This window comes from Bifidobacterium apis (assembly GCF_036986835.1).
Taxonomy (GTDB): Bacteria; Actinomycetota; Actinomycetes; order Actinomycetales; family Bifidobacteriaceae; genus Bombiscardovia; species Bombiscardovia apis_A.
Window position 1 is genome coordinate 458,760 of sequence record NZ_BTXD01000002.1, and the last position, 17,285, is coordinate 476,044.

Below are 17,285 nucleotides of genomic sequence, written 5' to 3' on the forward strand. Positions count from 1 at the left end.
CCTAGTCCTCCGGCGAATCCACCGTCTGCGACTGGTCCTGACTGGTCCGCTGGTTGCCTTCTTGTCCTCCTTGGCTGTGACGGTAGCTCTGCCGCTGTCTGCCCGAGGACCGTTGCTGGGACTGCTGGGACGGCTGAGGCTGCTGGACCCCGCCGGTGAACCGGGGATCGGGATTGCCGTAGGAGTTGTCCGGCTGGATATTGGCTGCGGCCAGGTAGGTGTTCATGAAGTCCTTCCAGGCCGGGGTGGCAATATACATGCCGTACCAGGTGTGCATGGACCTTCCGTTGATGGTCCTGTTGGTGAAGGAGACCTGACCCTCCGCATTGCCCACGGTGACGAAGGCGGCCACCTGGGGCACGAATCCGCCGGTCAGCATGTACTTGTCCTCATGGGTGCCGGTCTTGGCGAAGGTCTTGCGTCCCCCGTCCAGCTGGGTCGTGGATGCCTCGCCTCCTGGCTGGACAACGCCCTGGTTGAGTGCATAGGCGGCGGTCTCGGCGATGCCCGGATCGATGGCCTGATGGCAGTTGGCCTTGGGCACCTTGACGGACTTGCCGTTCTTATCGATCACCTTGGTCATGGCTATGGGGCTGCAGGCCACCCCCTTGGCGGCGATGGTGGCGTAGACGTTGGCCATGGTCAGCGGGGAGGCCTGGACCGCACCAATGACCATAGGCGGCTGGAAGGTGTTGACCGAGTGGATGTCCATCTGATCCTTGGGCGAATTGTGGTAGCCCATCTCCTTGGCCGTATCGGCTATGGCGCACAGACCGATCTGCTGGGCCATGGAGGCCTGGGTGGTGTTGTGCGAACGCACCAGACCCTGCAGGGGGGTCTCCGGAGATGTGGTGCCGCCGCCGGAGTTCTCCACATGCCAACTGCCGGTGCCGAACCCGTAGGGGGTGCCGTCCGCCATCTTGCAGGCGAAGGAGGTCTGAGGGTAGCTGGTGGAGGTGCGCAGGGGCTGGTTGATGGATTTGCCGGCCTTCATCCAGGACACCAGGTTGATGGGCTTCCAGGTGGATCCCACAGGGAAACCCCAGCCACCGCCGTCGACCTGATCCACAGCGTAGTTGATGGCCGTGCGTGTGCCGCCGCCCGAGTCCTGGGTGGCATCGTAGATGCGGTTGATGCCGAAGCCCAGGACCTCGCCTGTGCCCGGGCGGATGGAGGCTATCGTGACCTCGAAGCCGCTTCGATCATCGACGGGGATGGTGTCCCGGGCCGCCTTCATGGCTGCGGCGTTGGCGTTGACGTCCATGGTGGTGTAAATATCCAGGCCGCCCTCCTTGAGGAGCTTGTTGCGCTCCTCCTGGCTCTTGCCGAACTCCTTGGAGTTGAGGATCTGCTTGGTCACGTAATCGCAGAAGAAGGCTGCGTCTCCAGCCGCCTGGCATCCGGCATCGACCGACTGCACGTGCAGCATCTGGTCCAGAGGCTTGGCCTTGTTCTCGTCATACTGGCGCTGGGTGATGTAGTTCTCCTGACGCATCAGATCCAGGACGATGTCCCGTTGCTCCTGGGAGGCCTTGATATTGACGGTTGGATCGAAGCGGGCGGGATTCTTGGTCACGGCGGCGATGGTGGCGGCCTCGCCCGGATCCAGGTCCTTGGCCGACTTGCTGAAGTACCGCCTGGCTGCCGACTCAACCCCGTAAACGTTGGTGCCGAACTGGGCTATGTTCAAATACCCTTGAAGAATCTCGGCCTTGGAGTACTTCTTCTCCATCTGCACCGCAATCAGCATCTCCCGCATCTTGCGGGCTATGGTCTCCTCCTGGGCGTGGTACTCGGCGATGGGGTCGTTGTTCTCCTCAGCCTGGCTCATGAGCACATTCTTGACATACTGCTGCGTCAGGGAGGAGCCGCCCTGGGTGTCGCCCTGTTTGATGTAGGTCTGGATGAAGGCCCTGAGCACGCCCTGGGTGTCCACGCCGGCATGCTCGAAGAAACGACGGTCCTCGCGGGCCACCACGGCCTTCTGCATGTAGTCGGAGACGTCCTTGATGGGCACCACGATCCTGTTCTGCGCATAGAAGGTGGCGATGACCGTGTGCCCGTCGGAGGCGTAGAGCCGGGACTGCTGGGGCAGATCGTTGACGTTGAAGTCGATGTTGTCCGTCTTCAGGGCAGGCATCAGATTCCTGGAGGCGGCGTTGATGCCGAAGACAGCGGGAAACAGGAAACCAGAGACTACCACGCCACCTGCGACGCAGAAGATGAGGTAAGCCAGCAACAGCGTAAAGAAGCGCCTGACCGACATGGATTTCTTTTGTTCGGGCATGGTCTCCATCCTAGGCCGTCGGCTCTACCGAACAGTGGCGTTCACATGCGCGAGCGTCGAATCAGCGGTCCGGGCTGGAAAATGATGATGGTGCGGCCCTTGCGAGAGATCCATCCCCTGTTGGAGAAGTCCATCAGGGCCTTGTTGACGGTCTCGCGTGAAGCGCCGACCAGCTGAGCCAGCTCCTCCTGAGTCAGATCGTAGGGGACCATCAGCCCCTGCTCGAAGGGTTCGCCGAAGCGTGTGGCCAGATCCAACAGGGTCTTGGCCAGTCGGGCCGGCACATCCAGAAAGACCAGGTCGGAGATGCGCTCGTTGTCGGTCCGCAGGCGGTGGGCCAGCACCTGAAGCATATCCACAGCCACCTTGGGATGCTGGTTGAGCCAGTCGAAGAGGGCATCGTGGTCCAGAGCAGCCACCTTGGTCTTGTTGACCATGACCACTGCCGAGGCGGTACGCGGCCCGCCGGAGGGGTCAAAGACGGGAATCTCGCCCAGGATCTCCCCGCGTCCGTGGATGCTGAGCAGCTGAATGCGACGGTCGGGTGACTGGCGGACCAGCTTGACCCGGCCCTCCTCCAGCAGATACATGCGGTGGTCGGTGTCCCCCTGTCGAAAGACCGTGGACCCCTTGGCGTAGGTGGACTCGTGCATGCTGTCCAAAAGCTGGTCGGCGTCCTGTCTGGGCACCTGTTTGAATAGGGCGGTCTGCCTGAGGGCGTTCCCGTCATCGGGAATCTCGTTGGGCTTATGAACCGCCATACTCCGCACTCCTTTTCGCCATGTCTGGCGGGTCTGCACCGACTCACGCATGGTTGATGACCTCACGCCGGGTTCGACGCGACTGAGCACGATTATACCCACACACATCAACCCCCCTTCCCGGTCAGGCGATCTGGGCGGTCCACTCCTCACGGCCGTAGCGCTGCCCGACCAGAGTGCGGGCCCGTTGCTCGACCCCGGGCGCTGGTCTGGATATGCGCAGATCCGCCACCAGGGAGGGCAGGGTGTCCAGGAGGGCATCGATCAGGGATTGGCGGGACAGACTGGTCTGCCTGTCGATGGGGTCCACCCGGCTTCTGACCGAGGTCACGGCCTTGTCATGGAATTTCTCCGGGTCCACGTTGAGCACCTGGGCCATCAGATCAGCATCCACCGAATAAGAAAGCGTGGTGTGGTGGAGCAGCCCGCCCGGCCCGCGGGAGCCTGCTGGCAACCTGCGCTGGGCGGCGCCACCCATCTTGCCCCTTGGGGAGGCGATGTCATTCATGCCCTGCCAGCCGGCCTGAACCCCCTGTATGCGTAGACCACGAACCAGCCAATAGTCGCAAATACGGTAGGAGTCGATCAGGTCGGCCCCTTTCACGAAATCCAAAGGCAGATAAAGGGAATACGTAATGGCTCGTTCAGGCTGAATGACCATGGTGCCTCCCCCCGTGCAGCGGCGGACCAGGGTAAAGCCCAGACTGCGTGCCCGCTCGACGTGGACCTCTTGGCTCAGGGACTGGAAACGCCCCAGGATCACCGCCGGCGCCGCCCAGTTCCAGATGCGCAAGGTGGGTGGCAACTGGCCCTGGGCCACGGCATCATTGAGAGCCTGGTCCATGGCCATCTGCATGACCGGCTGACGTGGACGGTCCCTGATCAGGTCCAGCTTCAGGCCAGACCAACGACGGCGGCACTCGGCCTCATCCGGCTGAGACTGCCTGGAATGTGTCCTGTCCGGTGCCGACGGCAGTTGGTCGGACTCCCCTTGTCCGTCAATGACCAGTCCATCCGGCAGGGCACGCTCCAGCGCGGTCACCAGGGTCCAAGGGGACACACCGACTACCCGTTGGCCATCCCCTTCTGCCATGACCCTGTCCAGCCTCTCCAGAGCCAGACCGGGGTCCAGGGGCAACGGGAGGCCACAGATTGCGGACTCCAGCCGGGATACCGGCCCATGATTCCCTTCGGATTCCTGAGAGGCTGCCGGGGCTGGCTCCGTGAAGAAATCGCCGTCAATCCTGCATGAGGCGATAAACGGACAGGTGTCGGATCCCTGGCCCAGAGTCAGGGTTACGGCCGCCAGTTTGCCGCCCATCTGCTTGCCGACGCCGCGCAGACGGGCCGGATTCAATCCGTCAGCTCCCATCCGCGAGCATCACGATGCCAGAAGGAACCAGTCGAGGATGTCAGAGTCAGGATGCCTTCGATCAGCCCCCAAATCATGGATATGGTCGGCCCAATGAAGAAGAAGGGAAAGCCGATCAGGGTTAGCATGAGCTGAGCCACGCCACGGCCGGTCCTGCCCAGGTAGAAGTTGCCCACGCCGAAGCAGCCCAGGAAGATGCTGAGCAGACCGGCTGCCAACTTGTTGTGCGGGGTGGGTGAAATGGGATAGGGGCCCCTGCCGTTGGGCATGCCAGGATAGGGCCAGGGCATGGAGGACTGCGGCGGATACTGCCCGCCAGGATACTGAGTGCCGGGATACGGGCCCGCCGGGTATTGATTGCCCGGATACCCACCCTGGGGGTATTGGCCAGCCGGATACTGGCTGGGATAGCCTGGTCCGGGCTGATATGGCCTTTGAGGATTCTGACTGCCAGGATACTGCCCGCCCGGATACCGTCCATCGGAATACGGGCCAGCAGGATATTGCTGACCAGCTGGATAACCGGCGGTCGGGTACTGACTGGGCCGGTAGGGTCCTGTCTGATAGACCCCTGGATATTGACCGCCGTACTGAGGGGCGAACGGATATCCGGCATTGGACCTCTGCCCCGTCGGGTACCCATTTTGGGGATACTGGCTACTGGGATATTGACCGGTCTGATAAGGATTCTGATTCCCGACGCCGGCATCATGGCCAGTCGGGTAGCCCGGGGCCTGCCACTGTCCATCAGCTGCTCCAGCAGGAGCATCCCCACCGGCAGGCCCCCGATGCTCGGGCGGTACCTGTGGGGACGGAGAGGGGCCGAAACCAGGATTCCCTGTCGGCGTATCGCTGGACTGCCGGTCGTCCGGCTGGGGGGCATCATCCATAGTCATGCCCTCCAGTCTAGCCGCCGTCAAGCCCAATCACAGCCGGGCCAGAATATCCCTGCCGATCTGCTCGGTGCTCCTCTGGGCGGAGCCGGAGCGCTCGATGTCGTCCTCCACAGCCCGCTCAATGCTGGCCGCTTCGTCCTCGAAACCCAGATGATCCAGGAGCATTCCGGCCGAGAGGATGGCCGCCGTGGGGTTGGCGATTCCCTTGCCGGCAATGTCAGGAGCGGATCCATGGATGGGTTCGAACATGGATGGGTAGGTGCCCGAGGCGTTGATGCAGCCGGAGGCCGAGTAACCCACGCCTCCTACCACAGCTCCCGCCTCGTCCGTGAGGATGTCACCGAAGAGGTTGTCGGTCACGATCACATCGAAGCGGCTGGGCTCGGTCACCATGAATATGGTGGAGGCGTCGATGTGCAGGTACTCGCGCTCCACATCGGGATACTCCTGGCCCACCTGGTCGACCAGCCGCTGCCACATGTCTCCCGCATTGGTCAGCACGTTCTTCTTATGGACCAGGGTCAGACGGCGGCGACGTTTCATGGCCAGCTGGAAGGCATAGCGGATGACCCTTTCCGCCCCGTAGGCCGTGTTGATGGAGACCTCGGTGGCCACCTCCTGGGGGGTGCCCCGGCGAATTGAGCCGCCGGCCCCGGCGTAGAGCCCTTCGGTGCCCTCACGCACGACCACGAAGTCGATGTCGCCCGGATTGGCCAGGGGCGACACCACACCCTTGTAAAGCTTGGAAGGCCTCAGATTGACATACTGGTCCAACTCGAAACGCATTTTGAGCAGCAGTCCCCGCTCCAGGATGCCAGCCTTGATGCGGGGGTCGCCAATGGCCCCCAAAAGAATGGCGTCCTGCTGCTTGAGCCGGTCCAGATCCTCATCGGGCAGAACAGCTCCATCACGCAGGTAGCGCTCAGCGCCCAGGTCGAAGTCCTCGTAGCGAATGTCTGCCTTGCCCCGGGTCACCTTTTCCAGGACGGCCTGAGCCTGGGGAACGATCTCCTTGCCGATGCCGTCACCGGCAATGACCGCAATGTGATATGTTTTCTGCTTGCTATTTGTCATACCCCGAGCATAACGAGCCAACCAAGCCCCTTTCACGACCCCGACCGAATCCCGGACAGACCGGAATCAGCGGCTTGCGGGGACCATGATGGACAGGCACCAGGCGTTCTCGAAGGCCAGTTCCTCCCACTGCCGGTAGCGTCCGCTTATGCCCCCGTGCCCTGCCTGGACCTCGATCCTGATGAGCGCGTCGGCCCCCACCTGCGGCTCCTGCAGCCTGGCCACCCACTTGAGCGGTTCCACGTAGAGCACGCGGGTGTCGTTCATGGAGGTGGTCACCAGGATGGCGGGGAAGTGGTCGCTGCCGAAGAGCCGGCGCCGACGATCAGCGTCAGGAACGTTCTCGTAGGGCGAGTAGGAGCGCATATACCGGTAGACCTGCTGGTCATGCAGAGGGTCTCCCCACTCATCCCATTCAGTCACGGTCAGCGGCAGATTCGGATCCAGGATGCTGGTCAGCGCGTCCACGAAGGGCACGTCCGCCTCGATGCCGGCATAGAGCTGTGGAGCCATATTGGCCACGGCCCCCATCAACAGGCCACCTGCCGACCCGCCATTGGCCACGGTATGACGTGGATCCGCCCAGCCCTGATCCTGCAGTGCGGCGGTCACATCAATGAAGTCCAGGAAGGTATTGACCTTGTGCAGCCGACGACCCTGCTCGTACCAGGCGCGGCCCATCTCCCCGCCGCCGCGCACATGGGGGACGGCATAGAGCACACCTCGGTCAAGCAGGCTGAGCCGACCTGTGGAGAAACCGGGGTCCTGGCTGATCTCGTAGGCTCCATACCCGGTGATGAACATGGGAGCAGGCTTGTCCGGATCCTGGTCCGGCCAGGGACGGCGCTCGGGGTGGCCGGGGGCCTGGATGACCGTGTCATCGGGCCCGGTCTTTCCGCATGTGTCCAGCGCCGGATGCATGCCCCGCCGCCAGACCAGAGAGACCGGCACCAGGGCCCCATCCCTGACGCGGACCAGAATTCGACGCTCGGCATAGCGCTCAGGTCTAAAGTCGCCCAGAACGCGGGCCCGCTTGAGCAATCGGTCCACGCCCCTGACCGGATCCAGCTCCCGCAACTCAGCCGGGGTTCCATAGCTGCCCCGGATGTAGCGCAGCCCAGGGGCCTGATAGGAGGGGTTGTCTGTGGGACCGATGCTGTAGAGACGGTCAATGCCGTCCCTGGCCTGATCGGGCAGGACCTCACGGAAGCGCCAGGGTCGGCCCGCCCGCAGATCCTCCAATGCCTGGTCCTTGGCGATGACAGCCATGTGGGGCAGGCTGTCGGCCCGGTAGGTCAGGACCACGAAGCTGCGGTGGATGCCCAGCCCCTCGATGCCCAGCCCGCGAGCGCCTTGGAGTATGGCCGGATTGCCTGGATCCCGATAGGGCTTCTCGGGCGGCAGGGAGGCCAGGTCTCCGGAGCGCTCGCAGCCGTAGGGACTACCCTGGGCCAACCGCACCCCTTCTCCAAGACGGAAGGGCGGACGGTGGCTGCGCAGGTCGATCAGATCCACCTCGAAGTTGGGGTTGTTCACATTGTGGTAGACCACGGCCACCGGCAGGTCCTCCCCCGCCGGACCGGCATTTTCGAACCGGGCCAGGCTGATGTCGTACTCAATCCCCTCCTTGCGGGGGATCAAGGGCACAAACTCGCCCTGCGTATCCTTCAGGTCCAGCATGAGCACCTCACTGGTGGTCTTGGACCCGGTGGCAATCAGCATGGCGGATTCGTCGTAGCTGAGTCCCAGCCCCACCCAGAAGCGCTCGTCGTCCTCCTTGTAGACCATGACATCCTGGTCGGCCGAAGTGCCCACCTTATGCCGCCAGACCGTGTCCGGACGCCAGGCCTTATCCAGGCCGGTGTAGAAGACCCAGCGTCCGTCGGGGGTCAGCACCGCCCCTGAGGAGACCTGGTCGATCCGATCAGGCAGGTCTCGACCGTCTTTCAGATCCCGGATGCGCAGGTCGTAGCGCTCATTGCCCCTGGTGTCCAGTCCATAGAGCATCCACCGGCCGTCGGCGCTCAGGTCCAGGCATCCCAGAGAGAAAAAGTCATGCCCCTTGGCCTCGGCGTTGGCGTCGAAGATGACCTCCTCGCCCGGCATGGAACCAGGCGCCGCATCGGCTTTAACAGCAGGAGGGTCCCAGTCATCCTGGTCGCGCACCGGCAGGCGGCACTGCACCCCATACTCCTGGCCCTTGAGCGTCCGGGAGAAATACCAGTATCCATGCATCCGGGTGGGCACCGACATGTCGGTCTGCTGTACCCGGTCGGTGAACTCCTTGAGCAGGGTGGCCCGCAAACCCTCCTGACCGGCAAGCCGTTCCTGGCAGTAACGGTTCTGGTCACGCACGTAGGACTTGGTGGCAGGATCCTCCCGGTTGCGCATCCACTCGTAGGGATCTTCGAAGTGATCCCCATGGAAGCATCGATCAGTGGGACGGCGTTGTGCACGAGGAGGCGCGGAATTGACGGCCGAAAAACTCATGGGGCGATTATATTCGGGCGCGACGACGCAGATAGGGCAGCAGGGTTCGCATCAGATTGGCACCCGTGGTCCCGTAGAAGACCGGCACCTGCGTCACCGGTACCGGTTGTGTGGCAGTCCGCTTGACCAAGGTTCCCAGCCCGGTCTCCTGGGGGCTCAACTGACGGATGCCGATGGCCAGGACCCGTCCCGGATACTGCCGCACCACCTGGGCGAATGTGGAGGGATCGCTCTGCCCATCGTCGCCCATGAGCACGAAGCGCATCTTGGGAAAGTCGGCCATGAGCTGGCGGATAAACTCCATCTTGTGCTGCACGATGGAGGGCACGAAGGTCTTGGGTCTGGGATCCAGGTCCCGCAGCAACAGGGGGCCGGCCGGAAAGCCGTGGTCGCGAATGAAGCCGCGTATGGATCCCTCCACATTCCAGGGCGAGGCCGACAGATAGAAGAAGGGTATCCGGGGGTCCAGGTCACGGATACGGTTGTAGAGCACGGCCATGCCCGGCACCGAGGCCCGGCGATGTGGATCTGACAGGAGCAGGTTCCAGGCAGCCTTCCAATGATTGGGCACCTGGCTGATCATGATGGTGTCGTCCACGTCGGATATGACGCCGACAGGGGTCTGACCGGGCACGATGTATAAAGGCGCGTCCACCGGCCGGCGGCCCCGCACCTGGTAGGAGACCCGGTGCACGCCTGGGGTCAGTCGATGCTCGGCCACCAGATCCAGGTAGCCCGACCGGTCGGAAAAGACCGCATCCGCACTCAGGCTGCGACTGGGATCGACGGCATCGTAGACCGCGGAGTCTCCCACCTGGACCCTCCCGATGGCCGTGCTGTCGATGGCCAGCCTGACCCTGGTCCTGGGTGCGGGTACGGTCAGCAGACCGCGGATGCCACGTATGGCCGGATCCTCACGTCTGCGCCCGTCGGTCAGAATGGTACGGCAGACCAGCCGGGAGTAGGACTCGGTACCGTAGCCCACGTATGGTTGAACGTCGGCCGACCAGCCCAGACGCCCGGTCATATTGATGGACAGCCCTACCCAAAGGTCGAAAGCGCCAGTAATCAGCCGCCTCAGCAGGCGGACCGGGGCCGGCCTGCTCTCGATGCCCTCCCCGGGCGCAGCTGAATCGAAGGTGGTGCTGACCGAATGGACCCGTAAGAGGTCTTCATTGCGGCCGGATCGCCTTGTCATAACCGGACCCGTCAGTTCAGGGTCTTCAGCAGCTGACCGTACTCCTCGGCGCTCATCAGATCGGGCTCATCGTCCTCCAGGTCGATCTTGGCTATCCAACCTTCCCCATAGGGATCGGAGTTGATGACCTCAGGATCGTCCGAGGCTGCCCTGTTGACGTAGGCGATGGTGCCTGCCACCGGGCAGACCACCGGCTCAACTGCCTTGGAGGACTCCAGCTCGATGACCTCATCGCCGGCATCGACGTGGGTGCCAGTCTCGGGCAGGTCCAGAAAAACCAGGTCTCCCAGCTGGTCCGCCGCATATTCGGTCACGCCCATGGGCGCCGGGGATTGGCTGGGGTCGATCCAGACATGATCCTGGGAATACCGCAGGTGTTCGGGCACATCCAGGCGGGAGGTTCCATCACTGTGTTCATCGCTCATGGTTCCAGCCTACTCGACCGTCTGTCAGAGCAAGTGCTCCTAGCGGGCCGGACCCGACGGAACCTGCCCTTCCACCTTGACCATGGTTCCGATGGGGGCGTTGTCGAAGATCCACTTGGCGTCCTGCTCATACATGTTGATGCAGCCGTGGGATCCGTATTGGGCAGGGTCTCCCTTGGCGATGCCGGCAGAGTTCCAGCTGGCCGTATGGAAGCCCTCGCTGCCGTTGTAGTAGGACACCCATTTGACATTGGGAGTGACGTAACCCTGCCCACGCATGGTCTGGACCGCGTAGCGCACATTGATGAAGAAGGTGCCGGTGTCGGACCATTTCCCGTTATCAGGCTTGCCTGAGCATATGGGGAAGGTCTTGACCTGGGTGGTGCCGTGGTAGGCGGTGGCGGTCTGGTCGCTGAGGTTGACCTGAATCCAGATGTCGCCGTCGGGCACATCGTAGCGGGCCACCCTGGTCTGCTCCTTGTGGGGCGTGATCTCGGCGCTCGCTTGGACCGGATTCGTGTCGCCCTCTTCCAGGGCCTTGACGACCAGGTCCGCCGTGGCGGACACATCCGTGACCCGGACACCGTCCACTCCCTTGGTGGTCTCGGCCACCACATCACCCTTGGTGTTCTTGACGTTGACGGCGGTGACCATATCCCGGTCCAGCTGCCGGGCCAGCTCCTGGTCCAGATACTGCTTGATGGCCTGCCGATCAAAGCCCAGCTCCATGGTCCCCTTGTCAAGATCGGTGACCGGTTTGACCCAGGTGGCCACTGTTGCCGCCGGGACGGTCATGAGATCATCATCAGCACCCTTGATGACCAGGTCCTTGGCCAGTCGTTGGTTGGCTTGAGAGGCCACCTGATTGGCGGTGTCCAGGCTGATGGGCATGGTCACATCCTTGTAGACCACCCCTACGGCCAGACGCCTTCCAGGTTTGTCTATCAAGGATGAGACGGCATCCTGCACGCGGCCCAGCTCAGGCGCCTTGCCTCCACGACCCTCCTGGGGCCGGAAGGCGTGTGCACCTTGATCAAAAACGATGGTGGAGGGAACGGAACGATCCTGGCGGGGAATGAACCGTTCAGTCAGATATTTGTCCATGGCCAGCTGATCCCGCTCGGCCACCAGCGGCACCGCCTCGCCATGGAATGGGTTCAGCCGGGAGAGGCCTGCAGAGCCCTTGGCGTTCATGATCTTGGTGACCGTGGCATCCGAATCCACGCTTACGCCCAGGTCCTTCAGTCCTGCCCGGGCAGAGGTGCCTTCACCCTTGAGTTCCACCTGGGAGTCACGAACCTGCCGATCGACGATCTGCCTGACCTGGTCCTTGGTCCGCCCCATCATGACCTGCCCACCCAGGGTGACGCCGGGGGCCACCCGATCACGGAAGAAGGCGCGGACGCCAAACCAGCAACCCACCAGAATCAGCACAGCCAGAAGCAGCAGGGCCAGGATGGTGCGTCCTCGATGGCCGGTCGAAGGAGCCTTGTGGGCGGCACCTGCCCCGAAAGCCCGCTCTGCCTCTTCGTCGGCGAACAGGTCCACAGGGTCAGGCCCCTCCCCGATCGTCGGCGGCATGGTCACTGTTTCGGCCTGGTCGACATCCGAGATACGAGGCTCTTCTTGCCCCTCCATGGCCATAACACACCTTTCGCTGCTGACAGTTCCTTGAAATATCTTACGACGAGACCAGGTCCTGGGGCGCAACACCACTCGGATGAATCAGAGCTCGCTGCCGTACCACTGCTCAATCATATGCCTGGCCACACTGGCCGCCTGGGGTATGCGCAACCGGCCCGAGGCCAGAGCGGCGCTGAATTCCTCCCGTGTGAACCAGTCGGCCTCATCGGTCTCCTGACCGTCCACCCGGATGTCCGTATCCAGGGATCTGGCTCTGAAGGCCACCATCAGGGAGGCTGGGAAGGGCCAGGGCTGGGAGCCCAGGTACCGCATCTCCCCCAGGTTCAGGCCCACCTCTTCCAGTGTCTCCCGCCGGACTGCATGCTCCAGGTTCTCCCCAGCCTCGACGAATCCGGCAGTGACCGAACGAAAGCCGGAAGGCCACTTCTGGTTGTGCTGGAGCAGGAGCCGATCGCGGCCATCCACCACGGCCATGATCACTGCGGGTTCGATGCGGGGAAAGAGCGTGTGTTGGTCCCCTGATTCATCCCCCTGGCAGATTTGGGCCCATCCGGCCTGGCAGGGATGAACCGGCGCGCCGCAGTGGGGGCAGAAAGCCTGACGTCCATGCCATACGGACAGGGCGACTGCGCAGGTTGCCAGGCCCACCTGACGCGGACGGCCATGAGGGGCATACTCGCGCAGGCCAAGCCAGTCGAAGCGCTGATTCGCGGCCTGAGCCAGATCACGAAGAGGGTCCTGAACAGCTTGATTGGTGCAGGCAAGATCCAGATCCAGGGCCAGCCAGGCCTGCTGGTCGGCCTTCCCAAGGTAGTAGCAGGGCGGCTCGCACTGGTCTGCCGAGCCTGTCAGAGGATCCCGCAAGTATGCAGCAGGCAGGGTGGCCAGACGGATGCTGGCTCCAGTGCGACCAGCCAGCGCCCCCTTGCCCTTGGGCACAGCCACCTTCTCGCCCCGCACCAGGATGACCCCAGTGCCGTCCTGGTCCAGCAATTGGTCAAGCAGACCGGGCTGCTGCCGCGCTACCGTGTCGTAGTCCACATCCCCCTGAGCCAGGGGCAGGAAGGGCAGGGGTTCGGTAAGGGCCAGCGGGGAGAAGACCGTCTCAGAATCGCTCATGAGAGCCTCCCTACACGATGAACCAGATCCAGCAGGGCCTTGGCCACCTGATCCGGATGTTCGACGGCGCTGAAGTGGCCGCAGTCGTCAATGGCAGTGAAGGTAACGTCGGTGCCGGCCTGACGCATGGCCTGAGCCAGAGGCTCCATGGCGCGTGGAGGGCTGAAGGGATCGCAGCGGCCGCTGACCAGGGCCACGGGAACTCTGATGCGGCCGACCAGATCGCTCTGATCCGGGCGACCCGCAGCCATCCGCTCCCGCCAGGCGATGCCCCGGGGATCCTGGGACTGTATCCATTCGGTCATGGTCTGCACGAAGGCAGGAGAACGCTTGACCGTGGAATCACCCTCCTGGGGCCTGGCGAAGTGCATGACCGGATCAAGCGTCCCCTCCTCCTCGCAGGTTCGGGCGATCTGCAGCCGCCTGGCCCGGGAGGCCGGACGGTCAGCCATCATGGTGGTGTCGCACAGGGCCAGACCGGCCACCATCTGCGGGTAAAGCCTGGCTACGGCCTCGACCAGGTAGCCTCCCATGGAAAGCCCGACCCAGATGGCCTTCTGCGCCCCCGTGGCGACAATCATGTCCACAAAGGCTCGAGCCATGGCATCCAGCGCACCCGGCAGGGCACCGTCAGAGTCTGCCTGGCCGCAGGATGCCGGCCCGGGCAGGGGGCAATCGCCTGCACCGGGCATATCCGGGGCATAGACCGGGAAGGGGGTCATACCCACACGATCCGACTGGGCGATCAGTGAGGCCGCGCACCGATCCCACATGCGGTGGTCCACAGGGAAGGCATGGACCAGCACCAGGGGCAGCCCCTCCCCCTGGCGATATACGGTATTGACAATGCTCATGCCCGCCTCCAAGGATTCGCGGCTCATAGTGCACCGGCCCAGGTCAGGGCGCTCATCAGCACCTTGCCATGCCCGCCGGGCATCTGGCTCATGAAGGACTCCAGCATATCCCCCTTGGGATCGATCCATTCCACATCCAGGGTCTCATCCTGGGGCTTGCAGTCCCCGGCCACCGGCACCAGGTAGCACAGAGCGATGGCATGCTGACGCGGGTCGTAGTACTCCGAGACCCCCGGCGTGGGGAAGAACTCAGCCACGGTGAAGGGCTGGGGGCTGGCAGGCAGCATGGGCAGGGCCAGCTGGCCCAGATCCTTGGCGATGTTTCTGGCCAGCGCCTCCCTGATGGTCTCGTGGTAGAGGATCCGTCCGGTGATCAGGGTGCGCTCGATGTTACCCTGATCATCCACGCGTAGAAGGGTGCCCACCTGGGTGACGGCGCTCATTTCATCCACGCGAACCGGAACCACCTCCACATAGGGCATGGGCAGGCATCGCCGCGCACGGTCGATGGCGTCACGGTCCAGCCATCCGGGGGGATTCGAGCCTGAAAAACCCCGGTTGAAGTCCTCTGGGGTGATGTGTGAGAAGGCGCCACGGTCGCGATCGGCATCGAAGTCGTCATCATTGGGAATCTCGTCGTTCAGCACTGGCATGTCTCCATTATCCGTACCAGGCTTGACCGGCCACGGGACCCCGGCGGACATCTCCACCCAGAGCATATTCGGGCGCTTTCTCCAGCCTTGATGGAATGCTGATGATTGAAAGCGGTTGCTAAGCACGGGAGCTTCCCGCGCGACAGACAAACGACTTCAAGGAGCGTTACCATGGCCACCACGACTATTACTTCGGAAAACTTCGAGCAGACCATCAAGGACAACGACCTGGTGTTGATTGACTTCTGGGCCACATGGTGCGGACCCTGCAAGGCCTTTGGCCCCATCTTCGAGAAGGCTTCGCAGGCCAACACCGACATCGTCTTCGGCAAGGTGGACATCGACCAGAACCAGGATCTGGCCGCGGCCGCCGACATCCAGGCAGTGCCCACGTTGATGATCACCAAGCAGGGACAGATCATCTTCAAGCAGGCCGGCGCACTCAGGTCTTCGGATCTGAACGACCTGATCGACCAGGCACGCAAGGCCGATTTGTCAACCCCCGCACAGGCCTGAGTCAGTCGAGTTGGTTCCAAGACCGATTTGCACTAAAGTAGTGATGTGTTTGTCCAGTGACCCTTTCGGCGCTACCGGAAGCATGCGGTCGATAGGAAGCGTTACGTCGACTGATCACTGAGGATCTGTCGGTCCAACAGAGGAGAGTAATGGCGAACCACCGTAGAGGACGGATGAGTGCGGTCAAGGCTCTGACCAGGCGTCAGTGGCTGCGGTTGGCTGCCGGCGTCACTGTTCTCGGCATGGTCGTTGGCGCGGGCTTCGTCTCGCGCGACTTCTACACATCCACTGAGAGCTCGGCCAAGTCAGGCGTAACATCCTATTCAGCCACCCAGGATGTGGACACGGTGTCCCGCGGCAGCACCAGGCAGGCCATCCGCAACGGCGCGGGCGGAGCCAACGCGAACACATCCTATGTAAATGTGCAGATCAATGGGAAGAACAAGGTGGTCCTGGGTACAGGCTTCACCGATGTCAAATCCGTGCTGGAGGCCGGGGACATCACCCTGCAGCCTGGGGACCAGATCACCCCGTCCCTGACCGCTCGCGTCACTGAGAAGACCGTCATCCGCATCGACCGGGCCGACGCCCAGGTCAAGACGGAGGAGTCGCCCATTCCCTTCAACACCATCGAAGAGAAGACCAACTCCCTCCCGGCAGGCACCACCAAGGTCAAGACGGAGGGACAGAACGGCGTCATGGAGACCACCAGCCTGGTCACGGCAGCCGGCAACAAGCACCTGACCAGCAACATTTTCGCCTCCTTCGTCAAGACGGTCCCCGTCGACAAGGTGGTTCTGGTGGGCACCGGCGGCGGTACTCCCGCAAAGTCAGGTTCGACCACCACCACGGTCCCCGTGGGTACGGCCCAAAGCATCGCCCACGGTCTGGTCACCTCCCGAGGCTGGGGCGAGGACCAGTTCACCTGCCTGGTGCAGCTGTGGAACAAGGAGTCCGGCTGGCGGACCAATGCCTCCAACCCATCTGGTGCCTATGGCATTCCTCAGGCGCTTCCCGGCAGCAAGATGGCCTCGGCCGGCCCCAACTGGCAGACCGATGCCCACACCCAGATTGTTTGGGGACTGGGCTACATCCAGGGTCGCTACGGAAACCCCTGCGGCGCATGGGCCCAATCCCAGTCAACCAACTGGTACTGATCCTTTTTCATACAACTCAATCAGGAACTTCCGGCAGGCTGGTTCGGCTTGCCGGAAGTTCTTTTTATATCCACGAAACAACCAATCCCAATTTCCTGCCGCGAATCCGACCACCAAGGCAAAAGACAGGCCTCAATGAGAACTTGGTATTCCAGAACCACATGATATAAACTGATTTTGATTGAACGTCATGCACGTCGGTCATGGGGATTGAGCTGGGAATGCAGGTGCCACGTTGCATGCGCCGTTGCTTTCAAAGGGGACCGTATGCAATCGTCATCCAGAAGTCGTGCATGCTGTATAGCTTCTCTTGCAGCCATTATCGCCTCAGGGCTCATATTAGGAAATCTCTCGGGAATTGACCTGGCACAGGCGGATGCCACCGCATCCCCGACAGCATCGCAAAGCATGGAAAATCAAGGCGAAGGGGTGACCCCTGGTATACCCAGCTCAACCCAAACTCCTTCTATTGCCCCCTCGCCAACAGAAACTCAGAAGCTGGATTCCCCTATCCAAACAACACCCTCTCCAGCCTTTCCATCCCCCACTTCACAAGGCTCAGCAAGCCCTGCCCCTTCCACCCGATCGACGAGCTCCTGCCCAAATAATCAATGTTCGGTCACCTTTGACACCACCCAAGCCGACACAGCAACCCCTGACTCTCAGACTGTCCTTTCGGGAGGTCTGGCGAAACGACCGACCGACCCCACCAGGCATGGGTACCTCTTCGATGGCTGGTTCATCGGTCAAGTAGCCTACGACTTCAACCAGCCCGTCACCAGCAGCCTGAAGCTGACTGCAAAATGGACAGCCGGTGATGGCCATTGGTCCCTGGCACC

14 protein-coding genes and 1 pseudogene are annotated in these 17,285 nt (G+C 62.6%); 3 read left to right on the forward strand and 12 right to left on the reverse strand.

Annotated elements, in window-relative coordinates:
* Position 1: 1 nt before the first annotated feature.
* The 12 genes from AACP62_RS05625 to AACP62_RS05680 form a co-directional block, all read right to left on the reverse strand.
* Positions 2 to 2,287: a transglycosylase domain-containing protein gene (locus tag AACP62_RS05625; protein WP_339346962.1), complete on the reverse strand. Its 2,286-nt coding sequence runs from the start codon at positions 2,285 to 2,287 to the stop codon at positions 2 to 4.
* A gap of 41 nt (positions 2,288 to 2,328) precedes the next feature.
* Positions 2,329 to 3,048, reverse strand: coding sequence for a Crp/Fnr family transcriptional regulator (locus AACP62_RS05630; protein WP_045935086.1), 720 nt, complete (start codon positions 3,046 to 3,048; stop codon positions 2,329 to 2,331).
* 124 nt (positions 3,049 to 3,172) lie between these two features.
* Complete coding sequence (locus tag AACP62_RS05635; RefSeq protein WP_339346964.1) at positions 3,173 to 4,420, reverse strand: lipoate--protein ligase family protein; 1,248 nt, start codon at positions 4,418 to 4,420, stop codon at positions 3,173 to 3,175.
* Positions 4,402 to 5,316, reverse strand: coding sequence for an NINE protein (locus tag AACP62_RS05640; RefSeq protein WP_339346966.1), 915 nt, complete (start codon positions 5,314 to 5,316; stop codon positions 4,402 to 4,404). The genes AACP62_RS05635 and AACP62_RS05640 overlap by 19 nt, the downstream gene beginning before the upstream one ends.
* A 30-nt stretch (positions 5,317 to 5,346) precedes the next feature.
* Entirely contained in the window at positions 5,347 to 6,390 is a 1,044-nt protein-coding gene (locus AACP62_RS05645) for a 3-isopropylmalate dehydrogenase (RefSeq protein WP_029677774.1), read from the reverse strand.
* 66 nt (positions 6,391 to 6,456) lie between these two features.
* On the reverse strand, positions 6,457 to 8,880 hold the full coding sequence (locus AACP62_RS05650) for a S9 family peptidase (protein WP_339346968.1): 2,424 nt from the start codon (positions 8,878 to 8,880) through the stop codon (positions 6,457 to 6,459).
* 7 nt (positions 8,881 to 8,887) lie between these two features.
* Entirely contained in the window at positions 8,888 to 10,078 is a 1,191-nt protein-coding gene (locus AACP62_RS05655; RefSeq protein WP_029677772.1) for an App1 family protein phosphatidate phosphatase, read from the reverse strand.
* An 11-nt stretch (positions 10,079 to 10,089) separates the two neighbouring features.
* Positions 10,090 to 10,503: a glycine cleavage system protein GcvH gene (gene gcvH / locus AACP62_RS05660; protein ID WP_029677771.1), complete on the reverse strand. Its 414-nt coding sequence runs from the start codon at positions 10,501 to 10,503 to the stop codon at positions 10,090 to 10,092.
* Positions 10,504 to 10,542: 39 nt separating this feature from the next.
* Complete coding sequence (locus AACP62_RS05665) at positions 10,543 to 12,141, reverse strand: L,D-transpeptidase family protein (RefSeq protein WP_339346971.1); 1,599 nt, start codon at positions 12,139 to 12,141, stop codon at positions 10,543 to 10,545.
* A gap of 87 nt (positions 12,142 to 12,228) precedes the next feature.
* Positions 12,229 to 13,266: an NAD(+) diphosphatase gene (gene nudC / locus AACP62_RS05670; RefSeq protein WP_198186812.1), complete on the reverse strand. Its 1,038-nt coding sequence runs from the start codon at positions 13,264 to 13,266 to the stop codon at positions 12,229 to 12,231.
* Positions 13,263 to 14,120 carry an alpha/beta fold hydrolase gene (locus AACP62_RS05675; protein WP_198186811.1) on the reverse strand — a complete coding sequence of 286 codons (858 nt, stop codon included), beginning with the start codon at positions 14,118 to 14,120 and terminating at the stop codon, positions 13,263 to 13,265. The genes nudC and AACP62_RS05675 overlap by 4 nt, the downstream gene beginning before the upstream one ends.
* A 23-nt stretch (positions 14,121 to 14,143) precedes the next feature.
* The gene (locus AACP62_RS05680; RefSeq protein WP_339346974.1) at positions 14,144 to 14,773 is read right to left on the reverse strand and encodes an NUDIX hydrolase family protein; all 630 of its coding nucleotides are present in this window, start codon (positions 14,771 to 14,773) and stop codon (positions 14,144 to 14,146) included.
* A gap of 171 nt (positions 14,774 to 14,944) precedes the next feature.
* Here AACP62_RS05680 and trxA point away from each other — a divergent pair, with 171 nt between their 5' ends.
* The 3 genes and pseudogenes from trxA to AACP62_RS08380 all read left to right on the forward strand — a co-directional run.
* A complete protein-coding gene (gene trxA, locus AACP62_RS05685) occupies positions 14,945 to 15,289 on the forward strand; it encodes a thioredoxin (protein ID WP_045935079.1) in 345 nt (114 codons plus the stop codon).
* A 149-nt stretch (positions 15,290 to 15,438) separates the two neighbouring features.
* Positions 15,439 to 16,446: a resuscitation-promoting factor gene (locus AACP62_RS05690; protein ID WP_339346975.1), complete on the forward strand. Its 1,008-nt coding sequence runs from the start codon at positions 15,439 to 15,441 to the stop codon at positions 16,444 to 16,446.
* Between the two features lie 408 nt (positions 16,447 to 16,854).
* Positions 16,855 to 17,247 (forward strand): annotated as a pseudogene (locus tag AACP62_RS08380) (InlB B-repeat-containing protein); the annotation flags it as partial.
* Between the last annotated feature and the right edge of the window lie 38 nt (positions 17,248 to 17,285).